A 23314-nucleotide genomic window follows, 5' to 3' on the forward strand; every position below is an offset into this window, starting at 1 on the left:
GATTGCGAGCTGATGAACTCGCGGGGTGATTGATATCCTAATGCCTTATGCGGGTGAAGATCGTAAGCGACAAGCAGACCCCATCTGGCAGGGCTGATGGACATCACGCTATGGCAGGCATATGATTTCTCTGACTGTGAGGATCTATGTCTACGCCTACGGCTAGCCCTAGAATGATCCATATGATTGAGGCGGTAACGGATCGACTTGAGGGTTCTCCCCGCCAGTTGCGACGTTTCTGGTCTGACGAATTTAAGGTCGAGGCCGTTGAGGAAGCTTGCCGGCCTGGAGTGAATATCTCGGCGATCGCACGACGGATCGGCATTACGCCCTCTCAACTCTACCGGTGGCGGCGAGACCTTCTGAACGAGAGCGAGCCGGACCATGTGGCGTCGGCTGAAAGTGGACAGAGATCGATGATCGGGGTCAGCTCGGTCGTCGAGGTGGTAATCGGCGACGTTGTAATCCGGGCCGGTGCTGAGATCGGCGAAGCGCATTTGCAGCGCGTTATCCGAGCGGTACGCTCGGCATGATCCCGTCAGGCGTGAAGGTCTTCCTTGCGAGCCATCCGATCGACTTCCGCAAGGGGCCGGACAGCCTGCTTTCGCTGGTGCGGGACGCTGGCAGTGATCCGTTCAACGGAGCGCTCTATGTCTTTCGGGCGAAACGAGCGGACCGGATCAAGATCGTATGGTGGGATGGCTCGGGCGTCTGCCTTTATGCCAAACGGCTAGAGAAAGCTCAGTTCTGCTGGCCGCGGATCGGCCACAGCCGCGTCCAGCTGAATCATGCCCAGCTTCTGGCTTTGGTGGATGGTATGGACTGGAAGCGGGTGCGATCGGCGCCCGTCAAGCCTCCCGAGATTGTTGGGTAAAACCACTGCGGCGAAGTGAATCAGGTGCCTGAAACCGCGGGCGGATCACGGCAAAATATGCTCTGATCTGACCCATGACGCGACCCGAGATCGAGCTCCCGGATGATGTAGAGGCCCTGAAAGCTATGGTTCTCGCCATGGCCGAAAAGGCAGCCCGCGTCGAGGCTTTGGAAAAACAGGTTGATGACCTCGAGGCCCGGAACGCGGACGCCGACGAACGCATCGAGCGGCTGACGCAAATCCTGAAGGCTTTTGATCGGGCCCGCTTTGGACGGCGTTCGGAAAAGCTGGCATCCCCGGTCGATGACGAGCAGCATGCCTTTGTCTTCGAGGAAATCGAGACCGGCATTGCGGCGATAAAGGCCCGGGTCACGAAGGGCCGCGGGAATGCGGACGGCAAGCGTGCACCACGGCCGCGCAAGAGCTTCGCGCCGCATCTTGAGCGCGTCGAAATCGTGATCGAGCCGGAAGAGTTGCCGGTGCATGCGGGCAAGCGGAAGATCCTGATCGGCGAAGACGTCTCCGAACGGCTCGATGTCGTCGCAGCCAGGTTCCGTGTCATCGTCACGCGTCGTCCCAAGTACGCTTTTAGGAACGAGGACGGCGTCATCCAGGCCGCGGCTCCCGCACACATCATCGAAGGCGGCATTCCAACAGAAGCACTTCTGGCCCAGATCGCGGTTTCCAAATATGCCGATGGCCTTCCGCTCTATCGCCAGGAAGCGATCTACGCGCGAGACAAGGTCGAACTTGACCGCAAGCTCATGGCCCAATGGATGGGCAAGTTGGGGTTCGAACTCGACATCCTTGCCGATTACATCCTGAACGAGATCAAGAAGGCGAAGCGGATCTTTGCCGATGAAACGACCTTGCCGACACTTGCGCCTGGGTCCGGGTCGGCAAAGACAGCATGGCTATGGGCTTACGCCAGGGATGACCGCACTTTCGGAGGCAGCGGTCCGCCGTTGGTGGCCTATCGCTTTGAAGACAGTCGAGCGACCGAGTGCGTCGCACGACATCTGAGCGGTTATCGCGGGATCCTGCAGGTTGACGGGTATGGTGCTTACAGCAAGCTTGTCCGCAAGGATGGAGGCAACGACGGCATCGCCCTGGCTGGTTGCTGGTCACATAGCCGGCGGAAGTTCTACGAATTGCACGCGGCGAAGAGCTCGAAGGTCGCCACAGAGACGGTCGAGCGTATGGCGAGGCTCTGGGAAATCGAGGAAACCGTCCGCGGCCAAAGTCCCGAAGCTCGTGTCGCAGCGCGTCAGGAAAGTTCGGCGGCGATCGTCCGTGACCTCTTCATACTCTGGCAGGCGACCCTGCCGCGGGTGTCGGGTAAATCCAAACTCGCCGAAGCTCTCCGGTATGCCATATCGCGCCGCGACATATTCGAGCGCTTCCTGACCGACGGCCGCGTCGAGCTCGACTCCAACATTGTCGAGCGAGCTATCAGACCCCAGGCCATCACCAGGAAAAATAGCCTCTTCGCTGGCAGCGACGGCGGCGGCAGGACCTGGGCGACGATCGCGACGCTCCTGCAGACAGCAAAGATGAATGCCGTCGATCCGCAAGCCTGGCTTACCCAGACACTTGAACGCCTCGCAAATGGATGGCCCAGCAGCGATATTGACGCGCTCATGCCGTGGAACTACGCCGCCTGAACGGCCCCAGCTTGTCGCTTACTGAAGATCGTTGTAATGATCGAACCAGAAGGGCAGTTGTGCGATGACGGTTTCGGCATCCGGAGTTGGGTTTACCGAGACGTAATCGCGCTTGAATGTTTTGACAAAGGCCTCCGCCATCCCGTTCGACTGCGGGCTGCGCACCGGCGTCGAGCACGGCTCCATGCCGATGTCGCGGAGCAAGGATTTGGTGTCCTTGGCGATGAAGCAGGAGCCGTTGTCCGTGAGCCATTCGATAGGCTGCGGCAACATGTTGATGCGGCCAAAGCGGTTCTCGACAGCCGTGATCACGAGGTCCTGCACATCTTGGCTCTTGATGCCTTCCGTGGTGGCGATATGGGCGATTGCTTCCCGGTCGCAGCAATCGAGAGCGAAGGCCACTCGGACCTTCTCCTTGTTGTCGCAGCCGATCTCGAAGCCATCGGAGCACCATCTGGTGTTCGAGCGGGCGACGGCGACCTGGCCGTCATGAAGACGATCATCGACGGCTCCGGTATGTCGCACGAGCAGTAGATGATGCAGCTTCATGACCCGGTAGACGCGCTTGGCATTGGGCCATGACTTGCCCTGTTTTCGGGCATTCCTGCGTAGGATGGCATGGACCCGGCGATAGCCGTAGGTGGGCATGTCGGCGATGACGGCCTTGATATCTTCCACCAGCTCCCGATCCGGGAGTGGCGGGCGCCCTCTGGCTCTGGAAGGGGAACCTGTGGCACGGGCAGCGATATTCGACCGGGCGACACCCAAAGTCTCGCAGACGGTCTTCATTTCAAAAAGTCCTTCGGAAGAGAGAGCGAACGCAACATCTGTTTTTTTGGGCCGGTGGCGATTTCGAGGGCTTCCTTGAGGATTTCGCCTTCCATCGTCTTCTTGCCCAACAGGCGCTGCAACTCCTTCACCTGGGCCTGAAGCGCCCGGTATTCGGAAGCCGGAACGACCTCCTCCTCGGCGGCCGTCGCCGTCAGCGCCCCTTGAGACGCCAGCTTGCGCCATGCGAACAACTGGTTCGGCTGAATGCCGTGCCGCCGGGCAACGACGCTCACCGTCGCATCCGCCTCGTAGGTCTCTTGAATGATGGCCAGCTTCTCCGCCGTGCTCCAGCGCCGTCGCCGTTCCGGACCCGAAAGGACTTCCATCTTAAAGTTGCTACTAGTCATATTACCAACATTACTCCTACCCACTTAGTTAAGTGGGGGAGCATGTCCGGACCTTTCGGGGGCTAATTCAGTCCGCCGCAGGCGGTGGACAACCGAGCAGAAGCTGACAATCATCGAGCAGAGTTTCGAACCAGGCGAGACGGTATCTTCGACCGCTCGCCGCCATGGCGTTGCACCCAATCTGCTTTACCGGTGGCGCAGGCTCTTGAGTGAGGGAGGCGCTGCCGCCGTGGATTCAGACGAGCCGGTTGTCGGCAATTCGGAAGTGAAGAAGCTGGAAGACCGCGTCCGCGAGCTGGAGCGCATGCTCGGCCGCAAGACGATGGAGGTCGAGATACTCCGCGAAGCCCTTTCGAAAGCAGACTCAAAAAAACGGATATCGCGGCCGATCTTGTTGCCGAAGGACGGTTCCCGATGAAAGCCGTCGCAGACACGCTGGGCGTCTCCCGTTCCAACCTCGTGGAGCGGTTGAAAGGAAGATCAAAGCCGCGCGGGCCCTATCGGAAGGCCGAGGATGCAGAGCTTCTGCCCGCCATTCGCAGGCTGGTGGATCAGAGGCCAACCTATGGCTATCGGCGGATCGCCGCGCTCCTCAATCGCGAAAGGCGAGCCGCCGATCAGCCTGTCGTCAACGCCAAGCGGGTTCACCGCATCATGGGCAACCACGCCATGTTGCTGGAGAAGCATACGGCCGTTCGCAAGGGCCGCATCCATGACGGCAAGGTCATGGTCATGCGCTCCAATCTGCGCTGGTGCTCCGACGGTCTGGAGTTCACCTGCTGGAACGGCGAGGTCATCCGTCTCGCCTTCATCATCGACGCTTTCGACCGCGAGATCATCGCATGGACGGCTGTTGCCAATGCAGGCATCTCCGGCTCGGACGTGCGCGACATGATGCTGGAGGCAGTCGAGAAGCGGTTCGCAGCAACCCGAGCCCCGCAGGCTATCGAACATCTCTCGGACAATGGCTCGGCTTATACGGCAAGGGAGACCAGGCTGTTTGCCCAGGCGCTCAATTTGACGCCCTGCTTCACGCCAGTGGCCAGCCCGCAGTCGAATGGCATGTCCGAGGCATTCGTGAAAACTCTGAAACGGGATTACATCCGCATCTCGGCTCTACCGGACGCCGCAACGGCGCTCCGACTTATCGACGGATGGATCGAGGACTACAACGAAATCCATCCCCATTCCGCCCTCAAGATGGCTTCCCCTCGGCAGTTCATCAGGGCTAAATCAAACTAGCCGATCTGTCCGCTGAAACGGGGAGCACTCCAACCGTTGATGCATGGTGTACAGGATCGTGTGCGACATGTCGGATGCCAGCGCTGTAGCGTGAAGCCGGCCGTGCGACCGAGTCGAGTGCTCGCCGATCCGCTCCGACCCGATCCGACCGGGACATTGATGCGAAGCCGAACGCAGTCGTGAAGGGTGTAATCGCCAAAACGGGACCGGGCAAGCCAACGATAGGCCGTTCGCGAGCGAAACACTTGCGGCTTGCGATGCGGTCTGCGTGCTCCAGCCCGCCTTTATGCGTGCAATCAAAAGTACTCGACCGCACCCCAGCTCCCTAGCGCTTACTCGAATGAACAACTTGGACTGGCGTAGCGTCGTTGATCACCTCATCAATTTTCAGAATGTGGGACTGGATTTCGTGCATGTTCCGGGGCACGTTCGTAATTGGGATCACCCTAGTCGTCGGGACAAAATAGCCGGGATATCATTGCCGTCGCGTTGGGGGGTGCAATTAGACACTTGAGTATCGAAAAGCACGGAGAGCAACGGATGCAATGCAACGTATGTGGCGGCGAGACCTTTTTGGACATGAATGGCCGTTTGAATGTCAGATGCGCAAAATGCGGCTCGTTGGAACGCGCTCGAGTTCTAAAAATGATCTTGGATGAGAGTGGCATTCTAAAAAAAGGAACACGTGTGCTTCATTTCGCTCCCGAAGGAGGTTTGGCCACTTACATAAAAGGTATCGTAGGCGACGAGTGTTATGACGCGCGTGACATTGATATCGAGCGATACCAACATGTTAAGGTGTCATATTTCGACCTCGTTGAGGCATGCCATACCTTACCCACCAACGCTTTTGACCTGATTATTCATAACCACGTCATGGAACATCTACCATGCAACGTGACGGCTGTTCTCTATCATCTTCATCGGGCATTGAGTGATGAGGGGCTCCACGTCTTTAGTATCCCTGACCTGCCACTGAACTTTCATCCAGCGGCGATTAGAGCCCCGGCGGTTTTCGATACGCCATTTGGCGCGGTGGGAGCAACCGGCGGAAACGCGTAGCCTTCATCTTGCGCAGCGTTGGAGCCGGTTGCGGCGATGGTCCCGGCATAGTTGGCCGGGGTCTGATATCCGAGCGATGAGTGTGGCCGGAAATTGTTGTAATCCTCCGCCCATTCGGAAATGGCGCTGCGAGCGTGGCCGAGACCGAAGAACAGGCTCTCGTTCAGCAGTTCGTCGCGCATGCGGCCGTTGAAGGATTCGACGTAGCCGTTCTGCATCGGCTTTCCCGGCGCGATGTAGTGCCATTCGACCTTGTGCTCCTTTGACCAGGCGAGGATCGCGTTCGACGTGAACTCCGTGCCATGGTCGGAGACGATCATGCCGGGCTTGCCGCGCCGTTCGATAAGCGCCGTCAGTTCGCGGGCGACCCGACGCCCGGAGATCGATGTGTCGGGGATTGCCGCCAGGCATTCGCGCGTCACGTCATCGACGATGTTGAGCACGCGAAACCTCCTTCCGCAGGCAAACTGGTCGTGGACGAAATCCAGCGACCAGCGGGCATTGGCCTTCGCTTCGACCAGGATCGGCGCACGCGTGCCGACGGCACGCCGTCTGGCTTTCCGCTTGCGGACCGACAGCCCTTCCTCGCGGTAGAGCCGGTAGATGCGATTGACGCCGGACGGCTCTCCGTCTCGCTTGAGCAGGACGAACAGCCGCCGATAGCCGAAACGCCGTCGCTCGTTGGCGAGGTCGCGCAGTCTTGCCCGCAGTTCGACCTCCGGCGGCCGGCAGGACCGATAGCGCACCATCTTCCGATCAGCGGATATGATCTGGCAGGCCCGCCGTTCCGAAAGACCCATCACGGTCTTCAGATGCGCGACGGCTTCGCGCTTGGCGGCAGGCCCTACCATTTTTTTGCCAGAAGCTCGCGGAGCGCGGCAGCGTCCAGCATCTGCTCGGCCAACAGCTTCTTCAGCTTAGCATTCTCCTCCTCGAGCGCCTTGAGACGCTTCGCCTCGGAGACCTCCATACCGCCGTATTTGGCTTTCCAGTTATAAAAGGTCGCTTCCGAAATCCCGTGCTTGCGGCAGAGCTCAGCCACCTTCGCGCCAGCCTCCTGCTCCTTCAGCACCGCAATAATCTGCTCTTCCGTAAATCTCTGCTTCTTCATGCGTCCGTCCTTAATCAGGCCGGACTCTAATCCAATCTGGAGGAAATTACCCGTGGCAGGTCATCCCGATCCTAAATGGCTACTATGAGGAATCGCTTTTTCCAATTGGGGCAGAGGAGCGTCAGCGTCGATTCGCTCAGTTTGACCACGTTCGTAGGTTCGGCATGATTGATCTGCAGAAGTCTCTGGGCATGATTTTTCGGATTCCAGACACTTATGACATTACCAAGCGTTTCCCAAAGGCAGTTTTAGATGACGCCAACATCCCAGGCTATGCGCGACTCAATTATTCCGGTCACACAGTTTTTAGCCTTAAGAAGGACGATCTCCGCCTAAGATAGCCCCTCCAGATCACATAAGGTCCGATTGAGTTACACCCCATTATCTAGCCTCTTGTGCGCTCGCCTGTCCTTAGCGCTGCGGCGTGCGTATATGGGCTCTTCGGCCGTAAACGTCGCGTCAGGTGCGCGACGTTTTCACCAGTCCAGCCATTGGCTCGACGTTGCTGTGTAGGCGCTACCGTTATCGGACAGATGTTCGATGGCATGGGGGGCACGAGTGCCACCGAAGCGTTTCTCGGTATGCGGCGTCCACGCCCCATCGATTTTTCAGTGACCTGCCACTGAACGTGAGCGCGACGAACATCCCACCTTTCCTTTTGTGATTGAGGCCGCGAGATCAGCTCCTTCATCGACAGGAGCGGAACGGAATGGTTGGAGATCGCGCTGATGCCATGCTTGAAGTCATGGATGAAGGCATGCATGAAGCCAGTAAGCGTCCGGTGAGCGGATTTTGCTGAACGAGCCAGTTAGGCGATGTTCTGGCATTAGAACCAGCATTAGTGCTGACACTAATTCCAGATCTGAGAGGTTGGCATGGCTCGCATGGAGATCATTTCCGGCGTTGAGCGTAGGCGGCGATGGTCGAAAGAAGCTAAGCTGGAGATATTGGCAGAAGCCGACCGGCCTGGCGTCCGCATTGGTGATGTAGCTCGTCGCCATGACATCTATCCGGCTCAGATCCGTTTATGGCGGCAGACACTTAGCCACTTCGAGGCGTCAACCTCGTTTCTTCCGGTACAGCTCGTCGACGAAGTAGGCCTCGGGCAGCCGCCTGTAGCTTCGCCGACGCCAGTGTTTATCGAGATCTCGCTCCGAAACGGGCGGGGTTTGAAAGTTCCAGCAGACATCGAGCGAAAGACGCTGGCATCGTTGATCGCCTGTGTGGAGGCAGCATGATCGGGCCATCGGGGAATGTGCGGGTCTATTTGGCCTGTGGGGTGACCGACATGCGTCGTGGGATTGATGGTCTCTCGGCGCTGGCCGAGACCGTCATAAAGGAAGCGCCAGGGTCCGGCGCCATCTTCGGGTTCCGCGGCAAGCGCGCGGATCGGATCAAGCTTTTATGGTGGGATGGCCAGGGGTTCTGCCTATTCTACAAGGTTCTGGAGCGCGGATATTTTCCTTGGCCGACGGCGAAGGATGGCGTGGCGCACCTGACACAGGCCCAACTTTCCATGCTTATCGAGGGGATCGACTGGCGTCGACCGGCGTGGACTTCCGCTCCCGGCCGAACGGGGTAAACACCTTATTTTACAAGGGAATCCAGGCAAAGATGCTAGCGCTTGAGGCGCAAATCGGCTACGTTTTTGGGCATGAAAACAACGCCGCTGGACAGTCAGGACGAGCTTGCTGCTTTGCGGGTGCTCGTCGCTGAACAGGCGGCGAAACTCAGCGAGCAAGAAGCGGAGGTCGGCAAACGCGACTCCATTATCAGCCTTCTGCGCGCGCAACTGGAACTGCTCCGCCATCGGCAGCATGGCCCTTCTTCGGAAAAGATCGATCGGAAGATCGAGCAATTTGAGCTGATGTTGGAGGAGATCGAGGCCTCTCGCGCGGAGGCCGAGATGCGCTCCGGGAAAGCCCCCTTGCCGGAGTTGGATGACGCACCTGGTAAGCCGAAGCGCAGACCTCTGCCGGATGGCCTGGCAACCGAAGAGCTGGTCTATGCGGCCCCCTGCCGTTGCCCGACCTGTGGTGGCAGGTCTTTCCTGAAGGCGGCGGACAAGGTGGTCCAGGTGATGGAGCACGTACCGGCGTCAGTGAAGATTGTCCGCCACGTCGAAAAGCGCATGATCTGCAAGGACTGCGATACGACGGTATCCGGCGAAATGCCGACCTTGCCGATCGAGCGAGGCAAACCCGGACCGGGCTTGCTCGCCCATATCATGGTCGCCAAATTCGACGACCACATTCCGCTCTATCGTCTATCCGAGATGTACGACCGGCTGGGGATAGACATCTCCCGGTCCGTGATGGCGGACTGGATGGGCCGTGTGTCCGTTCTGCTTTCGCCCCTCATTTTGCTGATCAGAGCCCATATCGCCGCGGTCGATCGAATACATACGGACGATACCCCGGTTGATGTTCTCGATCCTGGGCGAGGAAAGACAAAAACCGGTAGGGTCTGGGTCTATGTCTTCGATGGCAGTGGCTATCAAGATCCAACTCCCAGAGCCACTGCTTATTATTATAGCCCCGACCGCAAGGGCGCACATCCCGCAGACCACCTCGCTGACTTCAGCGGCGTGATGCATGCGGATGGCTATGGTGGCTATAAGAAGCTTTACGGCAATCAGATCATCGAGGCCGCGTGCATGGCGCATGTGCGCCGCAAGTTCCATGACGTGATCAAACTCAAGCCATCACCGATCGCCGGGGAGGCGCTGACGCACATCGGCGCGCTCTACGATATCGAGGATCGTATCCACGGCATTCCGGCTGATGAGCGACGCGCACTGCGCCAGGAACATGCCAGGCCCATCCTGAGGGACTTGAAGGTGTGGATCGAGGATACGCTTCCGACGTTGCCGCAGAAACAGAAGCTGGCGGAAGCGATGCGATACGCACTCTCGCGATGGGACGCATTGAGCGTTTACATCGACGACGGCCGTGTCGAAATCGACAACAATATAGCCGAACGTGCGATGCGCCCCCTCGGGATTGGCCGTAAGAACTGGCTCTTCGCCGGCTCGGACAAGGGCGGAGAGCGCATCGCCAATATCCTGACCATCATCGAAACGGCCAAACTGCATGGCCACAATCCCGAAATCTACCTCACGGACGTCCTAACCCGGATCAAGGATTACCCAATAGACAGGCTGGAAGATCTGTTGCCATGGAATATGCTCCCAGCAGGTTCCGCACTGCAGAAGGCTGTATGATGGCTCGTTCGATGCACATTTATACGATCGAAAACGTCGCCGCCATGATCGGCGAAAACCTGGAACTGCTCAGAGAAATCTCCGCCAACTCGGACAATATCGACTACGGCGAAATGGTGCACGTCCACGACCGAAGAGGGCACAACCGGCTTCACGGACCGAGGCGTCGAATGCATCGAGGAGTTCCTAGCGGATATCCGGACATGGCACGGAGGAGTTCGCCAGTTTTTGGTCGATGAACAATGCGACCCTGAAACGATCGAGCGCATAATGACCGACGAGCTAAAGCGCGCGCCCTAACTCTGCGCCTCGAGCACGGCAAAAAATGCATTCGCCGGACGCTCACTGAAGCCAGGCATGAGGGAAAGTATCGTCGGATCGAGGTGATCACTGACCTGCCACTGAACTTTCATCCAGCGGCGACTAGAGCCCCGGCGGGTCGAGAATTGTCGAATTGTCGCCATAACTACACCGAACAGGATACCTTGAAGCTTGAGCCTTCCTGCTTATGCTGAGTGTCCGGTCGAAAGTGGGGGCAATTCAGTCCAATACTAGGACTAGGACTTCCGATGTTTGATAGCGCCTCATCAGGTGGCCGTCACTAGAGGCTTACCCTACGGCACGAATATGATTGGTGACGGTGGGGGGTTGCAAGCATTAGGCTGCGACGAAGTGCACTTTCGGGCCTGATCGCGGTTAATTCCTTGAGAGAAGTAGATCATTGAACCGGCAGCCCCCCCGGCCTTTCCTTCGACTCTAATTCCGCGACTATTCTTGCGGGCGTTGGCAAGACCGGGTGGCGGAGAAACATTAGGAGGATGGGATCCAACGGATTTCGCTTGTACCTTCGGTGCGTCTACAACCTTGAGGGTCTTAATGTCGAAAAAGACGCGTTTCCGTGGTTCTCCGGGGAAGGCAATATCAATACTGCCAACAGCACTGCCACTAACATTCAAATCTCCGAAGGAGGGCATACTTGGCACTGTTCCGCCGCCTGCAGCAACTGTCTGTCGTCCGGCGGTCGCTATGATTGACCGGCGCCACAATCCGCCTGAAGGAGAAGCAAGCACAACGATGTTTTTTCCATCCTCGCCATAACGTGAGTAGGTCACAATAGGCTTGCCAGCAACTGTTACGTTCACTCGCGCTGAATTAAGGAGGCCTTCGTTCTCGCCGGTCGCTTCGATCATGTCGCTGTTGCCAGGATCCAATGGTGGAGCGATTGGCTTCCCGTTATGGTCTGTCCAGTGCACAAAATCACGCGTGCGAGCATAGGTAATCGCATAATTGGTCGCCAAGTCAGGGGCACGTCGCCAAACGACAGCGAGATGAAAGTAGCCGTCTCGGGACACCCGAAAGGCCGATGGATATGCATTCGTCGGTGAGCCACTCCCAGTTGACGCAAAGATTGGAGTGTTCAACACCCGTTGCCAGCTTTGGCCGTCCCGCACATTAACAAACCACTCGCCGTTTCCACTCATGCCGCTTCTGTACGCGAAGTAGAGTCTACCGTCCGCACTAGTCATAAAATTCGGATACGTGGTCCGGTCCTCGTCGCGCCCGATCATTGGAGATAACGAGATATCGCCGATGCTGTCGGAACTAGCTGCTGCACCATAGACGAGTGGGCTAACGTGCATGTTGGCAGCAACTTGAAGCCGCCCGTCGCTGTCAAAAGCAAGGGCCACGCTATTGTGGCTGTCCCACCCCGCAAATCGAGAGGGAAGCCGGGAGCGGCAGACCACACCCGAGAGAGGGTCGAGTTGTGCAACAGTCAGCCACCTGTCGGCATCGTAGTAGCCAAAGTAAATCAACTTGCCACGAGCGATAGCGTCAAATGCCACGGTAGCCCCCGACCAAGCATTATCGATCTCGATCCCACTCCGCCCGTCACCGACCACGATGGGAACACCTTGTTGGCATGTAGATGCATTCGCAGGCATGCCGCTGAAAAGCTGCATTAGCACGGTTCCAATGAGGGCCCAACGGTGTAACGGCGGTATTTGGATCATCTTTTTTGAAACCGGGAACGTATACGTTGAAATGCCACCACTTCGACAGAAACAAGATGGCTGGAACTGGGCGATTCCTGTAAATTTTGCGCGATCGATTGGTTTTGCCTTTGCTAGGTCGAGCATTCAGCTGGGGCACACAGGGTTAGTCCTTGAAGAGGAAATGCAACCCTTATCCCCCACCTTGCACCTCAAGAATTCTCCGACGCCAGTTCAAGCCGCACCACTTCCCGAAGCTTCCAGATAGCCGCACTCTTGTCGCGTCGCATCCATTGCTAGGCGATACATCATTATATTAGTATGACTTTCGTAGGACACAACAAGGTTGCAGATAGGTCTCGCTATACTTTTCCTCGAATCCTATAAATTCAAATGGCCAGTTTTTTCTAGCGTAATCTGGCGGAATTATTGATTCAACTTTGCGCGTAGAACGCGACGTACTTATGTTTCGACCATCAATGAAGACAAACTCACCCAAATCGTATTGCTTCTCATAATCCTCAACTTTGCCTCCCGTTAAGATCTTCCACTCTTCGGTTCGCAAATGACGCTTTGGTCTCGTTGTCAGACAAACAAGCCCTCCCGGCTTGAGAATTCGACGGAATTCAAACGCCCATGCATCGGCAATACTTCTGGGAAGATGGGAAAAACCCGAAAACGCGTAGATGATGTCGAAGCTGTTTTCGCAGTACGGAAGAGGGGGGAGTGAATGTCGAAGTCGGAGGTCGCAATCACCGGGAAGTACACGCCTTGCTTCGGCCAACAGCGAAGCTGTTTCGTCGACCCCAGCCAGACAGTAAGCATCTGTATCTCGAAGAAAAAATCGCAGTATGCGCCCCCAAGAAACGCCAAATTCGAGGATGGTGGACTTTCGACCAATCACATTGCTATGGCGTTCCGCCATGCGACACACGAACCGCCAAAACATCCATGCATCACGTAGAGCTTCATCTCCGTATTTGCCCACGGTCCTCTTTTGTATATCGACATCGGGGAGACCGAATGCCGGCGCCCGCCCACTTCCTTTGATTCTTCCGAACCAAGCCTCGTCACCGAGTTTCTGATGTTTCAACGCCGTCCCCAGAAGTTTTTGCATTCCTAGTCCATTTCTCGGCTGGTTTCGGCATAGCGTTAGTGCAACTGATCGCAAGCAGGCCACCGCGACTACGATCAGCCGCTTCTCAAGATACGGCAAATATTCTCACTCAAACCATCGACGTGGTGCGGGCAGCGCTTCCAAGATTTCGATTTTCGGATCAGACCTGTCCTTAGTGTAGCCAGGACTACTCGCGGGGTCCTCGAAGATCTGCGTTTGATGGATCCGCCTCAGATTTTTCTGCTCTCGCTCAAATCGTCTCCGACTTTCGCCGTGCGCATCGGACCCCCTAGAGGCGGACTCATGATGAATCAGGCACGCGAATGGTGTCCAAACAATGCGAAAGCCCGATTTGTGCGCCCGGAGACAATAATCCACATCGTTGTAGGCGACTGCAAAGTTTTCCTCGTCCCAGCGACCGACCACGCGCACACACGCACCAGAAATCAGCATTGCCGCCCCAGTTACGCATGTCATTGAAGAGCGTACGTGCAGCCGGTTCATAGGACCTCCGTAGTCAGACGGCTTATTTGCGTACCAATGTCCCGCCAGACCAGCGAGCCCGCATACCACCCCGGCGTGCTGAATACGCTGATTAGGATAGAGGAGTTTAGCGCCCACAATCCCAACCTTTTCAAACGTCAAGCAGTCCACCATTTCATCGAGCCATTTACCCTCGACTATGGTCACATCATTGTTGAGTAGTAAAAAATGTTCACCGCGACCGCGCGCTATACCCTCGTTAACGGCTCGGGAGAAATTAAAAGACGATTCCCTAATGTAATACGAGAAATTCGCAAATTTTTCAGCGTATCTCTTGTAAAGAGCGATGGTGGTCGGGTCCTTGGAACCGTTGTCGATCACGACAACCTCAAAATTATTGTACTCCGTTGTTTCAAAGATACCGGTCAACAAAGCAGTCATTAATGCTGTTGAGTCGAGGTTCGGAATAATTATGGATATTTTTGGCCGGCAGTTACTGGATGATTTGAATTCGACGCGGTGAAGCGTGCTTGTCAGTGCGCCAACAACGTCGGCCGGTTTCCCTTTACGCGAAAACTCTTCAACGAGAGCACGTCGCGCGCTATCCGTTGCGCGGTCGAGGAAGCGAAGTGAATATGTCAACGCCGTTCTTCGCCACCAGTAAGCGGGGTAAGGCACGTGAACGATATTTTTCTCCTCCAAACCGTCAAGGTATCGAAGCAATAAATCGTAGTCTTGCGAACCCTCAAAACCAACCCGCAGAAGCCCAATTTCTTCCAAGCGCTCTCTTTGATAAACCGAGAAGTGATTGATATAGTTCACCCCCGTCAGTAACACCGGATCATAGGCAGGCTTCAGCATAATGCTGATTGGCTGCAGTCGATCATCGACAATCAACTCATCGGTATAGAGGAAGGCGGCTTCCGGGCATACCGACATGGCATGCTGAATAACTCGAAGACCGTTCGGCGCTATTAAATCGTCGTGATCGAGTAATGTGACCCAGTCCCCCCGTGCGGCTTTGAGCCCGGCGTTTGTCGCGGCTGCGATCCCCTGATTGACGGCATTAAGAACTATAACGACATTGGGATCATGCTTCCGCGACGATAACCAATCCAGGGTTTCGACAGAATCCGAGCCATCGTCAGAAAATATTAGTTCGGTGCCAGCCATATTTTGCCGTTCGAACGACTCTACGAGCTCGCGCAGATGACGAGCGGGCGCATTGTAAACCGGGACGACGATGCTCAACCACGGCCTGACGACACCCTGCTGGACCGCTACCAAGCTGTCGGCGAGGTTGCTTGCCTTGGACATATACTCCGCGACGGCACTCCGTCTTCTCTGAAAAAGGGCAATCGGAAATCTTTTCCAGAATCTAGGGAGAGTAGGAAGCCATGCAACCGACAGTCCTTCAGCATTTTGTCGCTGCAGTGAAACGTAACGTTCCAGTTCATCAGTGTTGCGAAATGTCTCGGCCCTAAAAAATAACTTGCACTCTTCATCGCAGGGGTCCATTCGCAAACTACAAATTGTGCCAAAAGTCCCGACATCTGCAATTATCAAAAAATCCGATCCAATTCCAATCGATACAGAATCATCTTCAATAAAACCCCTCCCCTTGTTGACATACAGTCTCGGGCGCACCTCCACGTCGCGTGCTGTAATTCTCATGGCGATGTAGCGAGCCCGGAGAGGCCGGAAACGTAGAACGAAGTAAGGGTCTACTCCCTCTGCTTGCCAGAGACCTAGCTCAACTGGGTCGGCGACGAGTTCGTTCTGCGCAATGATGCTAAGCATATTTCCTCACTTCCCTTCCAGGGTAATCCTTCGAACTAGGCGCTCCAGCGCTAGACCGGTACATAACGAACCGAGTCCAAATGCTAAAAGATATTGCTTATCAAGCACCTGGCTGTTGTAAGTGGGATAAAATGCGGATCGCATCCATTCGACGGCATGAACCACCGGGTTCCAAGAAAGAGCGTATGCAATTTGGGACGGGAGTGCGGATATCACGAAAAGAGTGCCTGAAGATATGTAAACCACTATTAGGCAAAGCGCATACACCGTCGCAAAAAACGTGAACAATGCCGTGATGACACCCGCCACCATTCCCACCCCAACAGCTAAGAGGATGCACGACAAAAATGCTTGCGTAGCCTCAAGCCAATCGTAAGGGAACGGCCGATCGCCCAGTGAAAGAAGTATCAAGAAAGTAAGAAAAACGGTAAAACTGGCCGCGATGACCTCCAAAAAAGCTCTTGCGAACAATATATCCAAGACTTTGACCGCTGGAATAGCAAGCATAGGCCGATTCATCACTATCGATAGGGCCATAAATCTGGACACATACATGAATGTTAGACAAGGAAGAAGTCCGGTAGCAAAAAACAACCGCATGCTGTCGCCAAAGGGCGTCTTTCTCCCAGCAAACGCATAGATTAACAGGAGCACGAACATGTGGGCGAGCGGCCACACAGAAACCAACAGGAAGCCCAAGCCGTGATTGAAGAAGCGTGTGCGCATATCTCGCAGAATGACCGCTCGCATCACGTTGGTTTTTTGCCTGAATGCAAAGCGGATCGATCGTGGATCGGCGGCTCTCGCCCGTGCAACATTCTTCATAAACTAGTCCGTCCCCGTGCACTGTTCAGCCCTGATGTCGCTGTCACGCGCCCCAATAAGCACGGCGGAGCACCCACGGGAGAAGAGGCGGCATTCTTACCCCACATCTCTACGCCGACTTCGGTCCGCATTTCAATGAGAACAGAGCCCATCTCGATGGGAAAACTCATCCCGCTAGCTTGCTTCTTGCGAATACAAGTGCGCCAACGGACGCCGCCCATGCGATGACCGACGAAATAGCTGCGATCAGCATCCAGAATGCACGCCTTGGGAAAAGCGCCTCGTCTGGCAAATTTGGCTCCAGAAAGCTATCCAGATACATCAACTGCTGTTTGCTAATAAATTGAACCTGCTCGAAGGATCTAACGCTTGCAGCGAACTGTTGCTCGGCAAGCTGCAATTCAAATTGAAGGCCCGAAAGTTCGACCGAAACGCTTGCGAGATTATCTTCGGCTGATTGCCCGGTGCCAGCGACCTGCTTCCGAAGTTCATCGATCTGAGCTTCCTTGCTCTGGATCTCTCTTGCAAGAACGCGCATCTGAGGTGCGTCTTTTGAGACGCCGTCTAGCTTGACCGCATAGGAGCGCTCAAGCTCGAGCTTTTCCTTCTGAAGTGATGTAATGAGATTCGACAACATCAAAGACGAACCCTCCACACTCAGGATTCCAGTCTTATTTTGCTCAGTGGCCACGCGCGCCCTCACCTCGCGCAGCCTTGCGGATGCACGATCTAGATTCGACTTTGTCGTACTAACCACATCTTTCCAGATTCGGTCGCTAAGCTGGTTAATAGTGCGCTCAGATTCTCTAAGTATTGCGTCGAGAATATCTTTAGCATCTCGAGGAGAAAAGGCGCGGACGGTAACGGTAACAATTCCGCTCGACGGACTTACGTACGTCTTTACCATGCCATCCCAATAGTCGAGAAATTCTTCATATGTAGCACCTACCTTGAGCCGCGCCAAAACATCTGCTGACTCAACTTCGAACCTCCGCCGCACGTCAATCTCCTTTTCAAGGAACTCAAGAATCGTACGACTATGAATAAAGTTCGTAACGATCTGCGTGTCCTGAGCAATTTTCGCCGATGGTAACCCTGTAATCTTACCGAGCTGGTCCTTACCAATCGCGGGCGTCGAAGTCCTCACCACAAATCTAGATTCGGACTGATATTGATCAGATGCAAAAACTCCGAAATATAACATAGACGCTATATTCGGCAATACTAAAATAAAAACAAAAAATGAGAGCGAACACCAACGAAATAATCTATCAGCAAACCGTGGTCGGAGTCCGACAGCCTCATAGAGGCTACTACGATTTGACGTTGAAAAGCGCAACTTTCGAGCGGTTGAAGACAACGCCATAGCGACGACGCGGCTCTTCTGCAGGGCCGTTCGCTGCTCATTATCCTGTCTTAGGTCTGTCATTTTGGCGGGTCTTATCTCGATCGAAATTCTGTTTCTCATCAACGATTGAGGCGATAGTACGTCTCAATGGCATCGCCGAGTTTGTCAAAGAACAGCATCTGACCATCGACGAGAACAATGCCTTTGTCGCAGTACGCGCTAATAGTCGACATACTATGGGATATCATAATAATATCCGAGTCCTTGCGTCGCTGCTCAAATGCTGCTTTGCAACGCGCTTGGAATCGCGCGTCGCCAACTGCCGTAATCTCATCCACCAGATAGCAATCAAATTCAATTGCCATCGAGAGACCGAAGGCTAAGCGAGCCATCATACCTGAAGAATAGGTACGAACAGGAGCGTAGATATAGTCCCCTAACTCGGCGAAGTCCTCAACGTAATCAGAAACCCGCCGAACATCCTCACCATATGCGCGGGCGACAAATGCCAGATTGTCGCGTCCGGTCATTTGCTGGTGAAATCCACCAGAAAACCCCAATGGCCACGAAACGCGAACGTTTTTGGTGATCTTCCCGGTGTTGGGAAGCGCGGAACCAGCAATCATTTTCATCGTGGTCGACTTGCCTGCACCGTTTACTCCTAGCAGCGCGTAGGAGTAACCCGGTAGGAAATCGATACTGACTCGGTCGAGGATTACCTTTTTGTGGCCCTCAGTTTTGAAGTGTTTTGAAACGTTTCGGAACGTTATCATAGCGTTCCCAGTCACAAGCGATGATCTTCCACCGACGCCCAAATTAGCGCCAATGTGACCCAAGCCACCGAGAGAGCGAGCAAGATCAAAAACGGTGAAGACCAGCGATGGGGGTAAAGAGATTCCTCCGGGACGGTCGGTGGGACGAATACAACCACGTATAAGGACTTCCTGGCCGCCTCTATCTGTGCCGTCTCCAGATTATTCTGAGCGGACTCATAGAGACTCTCAGCTACACGGCGATCAGTTTCGAGGGCCGAAAAGGCATTGATGGCACCTGCAATATTTCCATCCTCCCCTTTTCCACCAGCAAGTTGCTCTCGCAGTTTTACTATCTGTCCCTCAAGATTTTGGCTTGCCAAAGAAAGCTGTTGGCGGGCTGGGGAGGATTCTGCATTCGACGCCTTGAGTACGAAAAGACGGGTGTCAAGTTCGAGTTTTTGGGCCACCAATCCCGCTAACAAAGAACCCGTCTCGGTCGCGCGCGCTTCTGGTGTCAAGAAGCCTGTCGTATTCTGAAAATTGTTAAGCGCACTGAGCGCTTGACGATAATTTTCAGTTGTCCGCTCCACTTCCTTGGCAAAACGCTGGATTACGTCACGCCGGGCACGCTCGGACAATTCGTTAATCAGTTTCTCGCTTTCACTAATGATTGCAGTTGCGAGTTGCCTCGAGTCCCCCGGAGAAAATGTACGAGTTTTCAACGTGATAATTCCGGAAGGTCCATCGATATAAGTTGTTACTTGATCCTCCCAATATCTTAGAAAATCTTCTATTGCCTCATCCTTCTCAAACCGTGAAAATATATCGGCGCCATTCGTAGAGAACATCGCGCGATAGTCGATGGTTTTGCCAATCCTCTGCAATATCTCTGTAGAGTGAATGAAACTCGTAACTATATACCCGTCCTGAGACATGGCGGACATCGAGAGAACGCTTGCGTCATCCTTTTCGTCCGAACGCTCCTCCGCGACGGATCTGACGGCAAACCGTGCTTCGGCTACGTATTGGTCCGAGGCAATGAAAGCGTAATAGATAATGCTAGCCAGAAACGGTACGAGAACGAAAATGCCGAAGCTGAGGAGGGCGTAAGGCATTCCCCAGGCGGCTTCTGGAGGGCCGGCGCGTGGGGCCATAGCAATATCGACTTCCGGCTGAGCAACACCAATAACGCCCGCACTTCGCAGCCTCTCCACAATTGTCGATTTCGCCTTCAGCAAAGTGCCTACCAACGGCTCTCTGCGATCATCAACGATGGTCTTCGGATCGTTCGGGTCAATTCTCATGCGACGAACTCATCTCCATCGCTTGGCGGACATAATAGTCTAAGATGAGATCATCTTCGATGTATAATTCCGCTACAGGGAGTGTTCGGAGTTGCGATGCAATCGCATTGATCACCCCGTTGCGCTGCAATATGGGGATCATATCCATTTCAATATTCAGCAGTTCACTTAAAGAAGCTGCAAACGTCATTGTATCATTGATGTGCCCAATTACGTCAAACCGCGATATGACATCCATCGCCGCCGCAATATCACGCCGATTTGGAAGTTGATCGCCATCGGAGCAACCAAATAGTCGCGTTGCTGGTGAGATCAAGGCCGTACGCACTTTGTCGGGAGCTCGCTTCAAGGCCTTCTCTAGCGAGCCTGAATCGTCGATATTTACGTCCTTAAAGTATCCTATCGCGGGTACCAAGCTCATCTGGTCTCGATCGCCGAGAAACTGCGGCTTCGCTGCAGAAAAACGCTTAAACATTGCGAGCCTCAGCGCCATCTCGTAGTAAGGATCCGTAAGCAACGCTATAGACTTAAACCCTTTATCTAAGAATCCCATGAAATTCTTCACCTGCAGGCGCCCACTCAAGTACATCGAAGACATACTATCTAAGTGAAATGCCTGTAGAGCCGTTTCATTGCCAAATCTATCCAGCGCCGGAAGCGCATATTGGAAGTGATTATACATCTCTCTATCAAAGGCAAAATACGGAAATAACTGGGTTTCGAAACGAACAATCTTGAGATTGACTTGCCTTGACTGGATAGGTCGCCGATAGAGCAACAACCCCGTCTTGCTGTCGCGAATACAAAGATTTGCTCGTTCGCGCAGTCGCGGAACGTTTGCTTCTGTAAGCCTAAAACCAACCAATCCGGTCTCATGACGTCCCGCCGACAAAACGGCTTTATGCAGTTGGTCGCACAACACCATTGCAACCTCACCCTCGTCGTCCGAGACTAGGACGCTAGGCACCTCCGAGAATCCGTCCGGTATCAGATAGCCTTCAATGAGGGGGCCCGTGTCGCGTTGAACGTTAAACAGCAACTCTGGTCTACTTTATCGTCTCGGTTCTCTTCGCATAGAGTGAGAAGCACGGGCCACCGCCGTGAGTCAGATCCTCCTGTCCAATTCGGATGTCACCAAAGCCAAGCGCTGCGAGCAACGAAATGATATCGTCGCGGTGCATCCAATAGTGCCGATCTTTCATTCCACCGCAGAAGTTGTCATTGGTATTTGCGTTATGATAACCACGTTCGAAATAACGCAATGCTAAACCGGCATACGTCCGGATTTCCATGTTGCCGCTAAACGCCTGCCTACGACTGTCATGCACTGGCATGGCGTTATCATCGAAATAATGAGTCCATAGGAACAAACTGTCACAATGGTTAGCGACCTCGGACAGGAAGAGTCCCGGGTCCGCCATATGATAGAGAACGCCAGACGCAACGACTAGATCGTAATGCTTCTGCGTCTCCTCAAGCCAACGTATCGCATCTCCCAAGTAAAAATTTACCCGCTCTATTCCGAGCACTTCTTTGCTCACAAGACAACGTAGAAAACATCCCTTATTTGCTTCGATGGCATCAATTGACGCAGGGCCTTGCTTACTCAGCATGTACGTATGCATGCCCTCTAGCGGCCCAATCTCTAATACTCGCTTGCCCTTCAACGGCCCTGCCTGTTCGACCGCCCAAATGATGCGGCTATCCGCAAAGAGGGGATGATTGCCTGCCTTAAGTCCGAACTCAGCCGGAAAAGCTGAGTTCCAGCCGGGCAGTGCGTCTATCGCATTTTGGTGTCTCGGTGTTTCATGGCTATATTGACCAAACACTTGGTCATTCGAGTGGCTGCCACGATCGAGGGTCCGTCGCCTGAATTTCTTCAACCCGAACATGGGCTTATTCCTTTACCAGTTGCGCCGACGAGCGGCAAGATGCGATGTACGTGGACCCGCGAATTGGAAGCGACTAAACGCCCTCGTCACACGGTTCGTAGTGATGTTAGAGAACAACTTGGTTGTCGCCTGCCTTCCGTCGGGGCGTCCAACTCATCAATTTAGCTCTTGAAGTCGACACGAATGTTGATCCGTCGGCCCCCATCTGTTGCTGACAAGGCTGAACATAAACAACCAACTCACCACGCCGATACCAAGCGTCCTTGTCTACAACCGGTTCGTAATGACCGAGGTCCTGGTTAACGAGTACCTGTTCGGTACTCTCCTCGAGCGCGAAATCAGGGGCCCTCAGCAGTCTGCAAACTAAATTGTTATTCCGCTCTACGCTACGATAGATAATCAGGATTCCGCCCACGAATGCCACGAACTCCGGCCGGCTGTGAGGAAGAGGAAGGGTGCCTCCTCCAGCGACCCGGAATGGCGTCTTGAAGTCGCTCGCCACACTGATTTGCCATGAGCGTCCATCATGCCTGCACAACCGATACTGGGGTATTCCATCCTCGTCGTCCCAGTATGTCATCGCAGCGGGATGATTGCCCGGCATGATACCTGATGATGATTGATTCATCAGATTAGCACCGATCGGCACTGGCACTACTCTTTCGGCATTGGTTTGAGTGAGTGGTTTTGAGAGCTTTATACCTCGTAGTGTTTCTATGCTACGGCAGCCATCACGCGATCGAACATAGTCGATGCCGACGTTCACCGCATCGCCTGCCGAAGTCGCTTCGACATACTGACGCCAAACTAGAAAGAGATGCACCACACCGTCAGAACCCTGCGCCGGGGTATTGACGTATGGGCCGCTCGTCCATTGCGACCCACGACCGCTGGCAATCGGCAACATATCGTTCCGCCAAGATTGAGACACTACATCAAACCTGCTGACCAACAACTCCCCGTCGAAGTGAGGGCCTTTGCGGTACAATAACAGTAGTTGACCATCCAGGTCGTTGAGGAACATCGGATATGTTGCCTCGGTTAAAAGTACCCTTGGTGGTAGGAAGCCGTCCTCAAACCTATCCGACTTAGAGCTGGCGCCCCATAGGGCACTGACGTGAGCGCCGAAGGCGAGATGCAGCTTTCCGTCTTCATCAACGCCCATCGCAACAGATTGGTGGGCGTCATAAGGGCGCAGCTCTGTCCTCACCTGAACGGAATGCAACTCCCCGTCACTCAACCGTTGCCGAGTTACTTTGATATGCCCCTCTCCGGAGAAATAGCACAGATATCGATACGCGTCGTCACTGACGAACGCGCGCCGATAGGGCACGCAGTTAACTGAATTTCCCGCCCAGACCGACCCTAATGACCGCGACGACCGGGGAACCAAGAACTTCCCCGATTTCATGCGTGTATAACCTCGCCAACGGTCATAATCAGCG

The 23314-nt window shown here is 54.7% G+C and carries 19 protein-coding genes and 2 pseudogenes; 9 read left to right on the plus strand and 12 right to left on the minus strand.

Translation table 11 applies throughout. The annotated features are described in order from the left end of the window. Positions 1 to 173: 173 nt before the first annotated feature. The 3 genes from LAC81_RS34130 to tnpC (LAC81_RS34140) all read left to right on the plus strand — a co-directional run bounded on the left by LAC81_RS34130 (position 174) and on the right by tnpC (LAC81_RS34140) (position 2538). A complete protein-coding gene (locus LAC81_RS34130) occupies positions 174 to 533 on the plus strand; it encodes a transposase (RefSeq protein ID WP_223725995.1) in 360 nt (119 codons plus the stop codon). Beyond that, a complete protein-coding gene (gene tnpB / locus LAC81_RS34135) occupies positions 530 to 874 on the plus strand; it encodes an IS66 family insertion sequence element accessory protein TnpB (protein WP_223725996.1) in 345 nt (114 codons plus the stop codon). Before LAC81_RS34130 ends, tnpB (LAC81_RS34135) begins: the two co-directional genes overlap by 4 nt. A gap of 74 nt (positions 875 to 948) precedes the next feature. Then, positions 949 to 2538, plus strand: a complete 1590-nt coding sequence (tnpC, locus tag LAC81_RS34140) for an IS66 family transposase (protein ID WP_223725997.1) — start codon at positions 949 to 951, stop codon at positions 2536 to 2538. A gap of 24 nt (positions 2539 to 2562) precedes the next feature. Here the strand turns inward: tnpC (LAC81_RS34140) and LAC81_RS34145 are convergent. Further along, positions 2563 to 3716 (minus strand): annotated as a pseudogene (locus tag LAC81_RS34145) (IS3 family transposase); the annotation flags it as partial. 103 nt (positions 3717 to 3819) lie between these two features. On the opposite strand from LAC81_RS34145, the gene LAC81_RS34150 reads away from it, so the two are divergent. Both LAC81_RS34150 and LAC81_RS38620 read left to right on the plus strand, forming a co-directional pair. Next, a protein-coding gene (locus LAC81_RS34150) for an IS3 family transposase (protein ID WP_223730406.1) occupies positions 3820 to 4958 on the plus strand; the annotation gives its coding sequence in 2 pieces (ribosomal slippage) (positions 3820 to 4072 and positions 4072 to 4958; 1140 coding nt in all). A 645-nt stretch (positions 4959 to 5603) separates the two neighbouring features. After that, positions 5604 to 6020, plus strand: coding sequence for a methyltransferase domain-containing protein (locus LAC81_RS38620; protein WP_223730407.1), 417 nt, complete (start codon positions 5604 to 5606; stop codon positions 6018 to 6020). Here LAC81_RS38620 and LAC81_RS34160 read toward each other — a convergent pair. Further along, positions 5942 to 7131, minus strand: a protein-coding gene (locus LAC81_RS34160) for an IS3 family transposase (protein WP_223725348.1) whose coding sequence is annotated in 2 segments (ribosomal slippage) — positions 5942 to 6879 and positions 6879 to 7131 — 1191 coding nt in all. Because the reading frame shifts where the segments join, the coding sequence is not laid out codon by codon here. The two genes, LAC81_RS38620 and LAC81_RS34160, sit on opposite strands and share 79 nt — an antisense overlap. A gap of 875 nt (positions 7132 to 8006) precedes the next feature. Here LAC81_RS34160 and tnpA point away from each other — a divergent pair. The 4 genes and pseudogenes from tnpA to LAC81_RS34180 all read left to right on the plus strand — a co-directional run bounded on the left by tnpA (position 8007) and on the right by LAC81_RS34180 (position 10654). Next, complete coding sequence (gene tnpA / locus LAC81_RS34165) at positions 8007 to 8369, plus strand: IS66-like element accessory protein TnpA (protein WP_223728249.1); 363 nt, start codon at positions 8007 to 8009, stop codon at positions 8367 to 8369. Then, on the plus strand, positions 8366 to 8713 hold the full coding sequence (tnpB, locus tag LAC81_RS34170; protein WP_223728248.1) for an IS66 family insertion sequence element accessory protein TnpB: 348 nt from the start codon (positions 8366 to 8368) through the stop codon (positions 8711 to 8713). Before tnpA ends, tnpB (LAC81_RS34170) begins: the two co-directional genes overlap by 4 nt. A 72-nt stretch (positions 8714 to 8785) precedes the next feature. Next, on the plus strand, positions 8786 to 10354 hold the full coding sequence (gene tnpC, locus LAC81_RS34175) for an IS66 family transposase (RefSeq protein ID WP_223728247.1): 1569 nt from the start codon (positions 8786 to 8788) through the stop codon (positions 10352 to 10354). Then, positions 10354 to 10654 (plus strand): annotated as a pseudogene (locus LAC81_RS34180) (hypothetical protein). Before tnpC (LAC81_RS34175) ends, LAC81_RS34180 begins: the two are co-directional and overlap by 1 nt. A gap of 314 nt (positions 10655 to 10968) precedes the next feature. On the opposite strand, the gene LAC81_RS34185 reads toward LAC81_RS34180, so the two are convergent. The 10 genes from LAC81_RS34185 to LAC81_RS34230 form a co-directional block, all read right to left on the minus strand. Then, on the minus strand, positions 10969 to 12492 hold the full coding sequence (locus LAC81_RS34185; RefSeq protein WP_223728997.1) for a BNR repeat-containing protein: 1524 nt from the start codon (positions 12490 to 12492) through the stop codon (positions 10969 to 10971). Positions 12493 to 12661: 169 nt separating this feature from the next. Continuing rightward, a complete protein-coding gene (locus LAC81_RS34190) occupies positions 12662 to 13462 on the minus strand; it encodes a class I SAM-dependent methyltransferase (protein WP_223728998.1) in 801 nt (266 codons plus the stop codon). A gap of 105 nt (positions 13463 to 13567) precedes the next feature. Further along, on the minus strand, positions 13568 to 15745 hold the full coding sequence (locus LAC81_RS34195; RefSeq protein ID WP_223728999.1) for a glycosyltransferase family 2 protein: 2178 nt from the start codon (positions 15743 to 15745) through the stop codon (positions 13568 to 13570). Positions 15746 to 15751: 6 nt separating this feature from the next. Then, positions 15752 to 16570, minus strand: coding sequence for an ABC transporter permease (locus LAC81_RS34200; RefSeq protein ID WP_223729000.1), 819 nt, complete (start codon positions 16568 to 16570; stop codon positions 15752 to 15754). 166 nt (positions 16571 to 16736) lie between these two features. Beyond that, positions 16737 to 17999: a capsule biosynthesis protein gene (locus LAC81_RS34205; RefSeq protein WP_223729001.1), complete on the minus strand. Its 1263-nt coding sequence runs from the start codon at positions 17997 to 17999 to the stop codon at positions 16737 to 16739. A 38-nt stretch (positions 18000 to 18037) separates the two neighbouring features. Continuing rightward, the gene (locus tag LAC81_RS34210) at positions 18038 to 18691 is read right to left on the minus strand and encodes an ABC transporter ATP-binding protein (RefSeq protein ID WP_223729002.1); all 654 of its coding nucleotides are present in this window, start codon (positions 18689 to 18691) and stop codon (positions 18038 to 18040) included. 11 nt (positions 18692 to 18702) lie between these two features. Then, positions 18703 to 19977 (minus strand): capsule biosynthesis protein, encoded by a 1275-nt coding sequence (locus tag LAC81_RS34215; protein WP_223729003.1) that lies wholly within the window; start codon positions 19975 to 19977, stop codon positions 18703 to 18705. Beyond that, positions 19967 to 20902 (minus strand): hypothetical protein, encoded by a 936-nt coding sequence (locus tag LAC81_RS34220; protein WP_223729004.1) that lies wholly within the window; start codon positions 20900 to 20902, stop codon positions 19967 to 19969. Before LAC81_RS34220 ends, LAC81_RS34215 begins: the two co-directional genes overlap by 11 nt. A gap of 121 nt (positions 20903 to 21023) precedes the next feature. After that, complete coding sequence (locus tag LAC81_RS34225; protein WP_223729005.1) at positions 21024 to 21869, minus strand: class I SAM-dependent methyltransferase; 846 nt, start codon at positions 21867 to 21869, stop codon at positions 21024 to 21026. Positions 21870 to 21975: 106 nt separating this feature from the next. Then, a complete protein-coding gene (locus tag LAC81_RS34230) occupies positions 21976 to 23280 on the minus strand; it encodes a BNR-4 repeat-containing protein (RefSeq protein WP_223729006.1) in 1305 nt (434 codons plus the stop codon). Positions 23281 to 23314: the final 34 nt, after the last annotated feature.

It is taken from the genome of Ensifer adhaerens (assembly GCF_020035535.1).
Taxonomy (GTDB): domain Bacteria; phylum Pseudomonadota; class Alphaproteobacteria; order Rhizobiales; family Rhizobiaceae; genus Ensifer.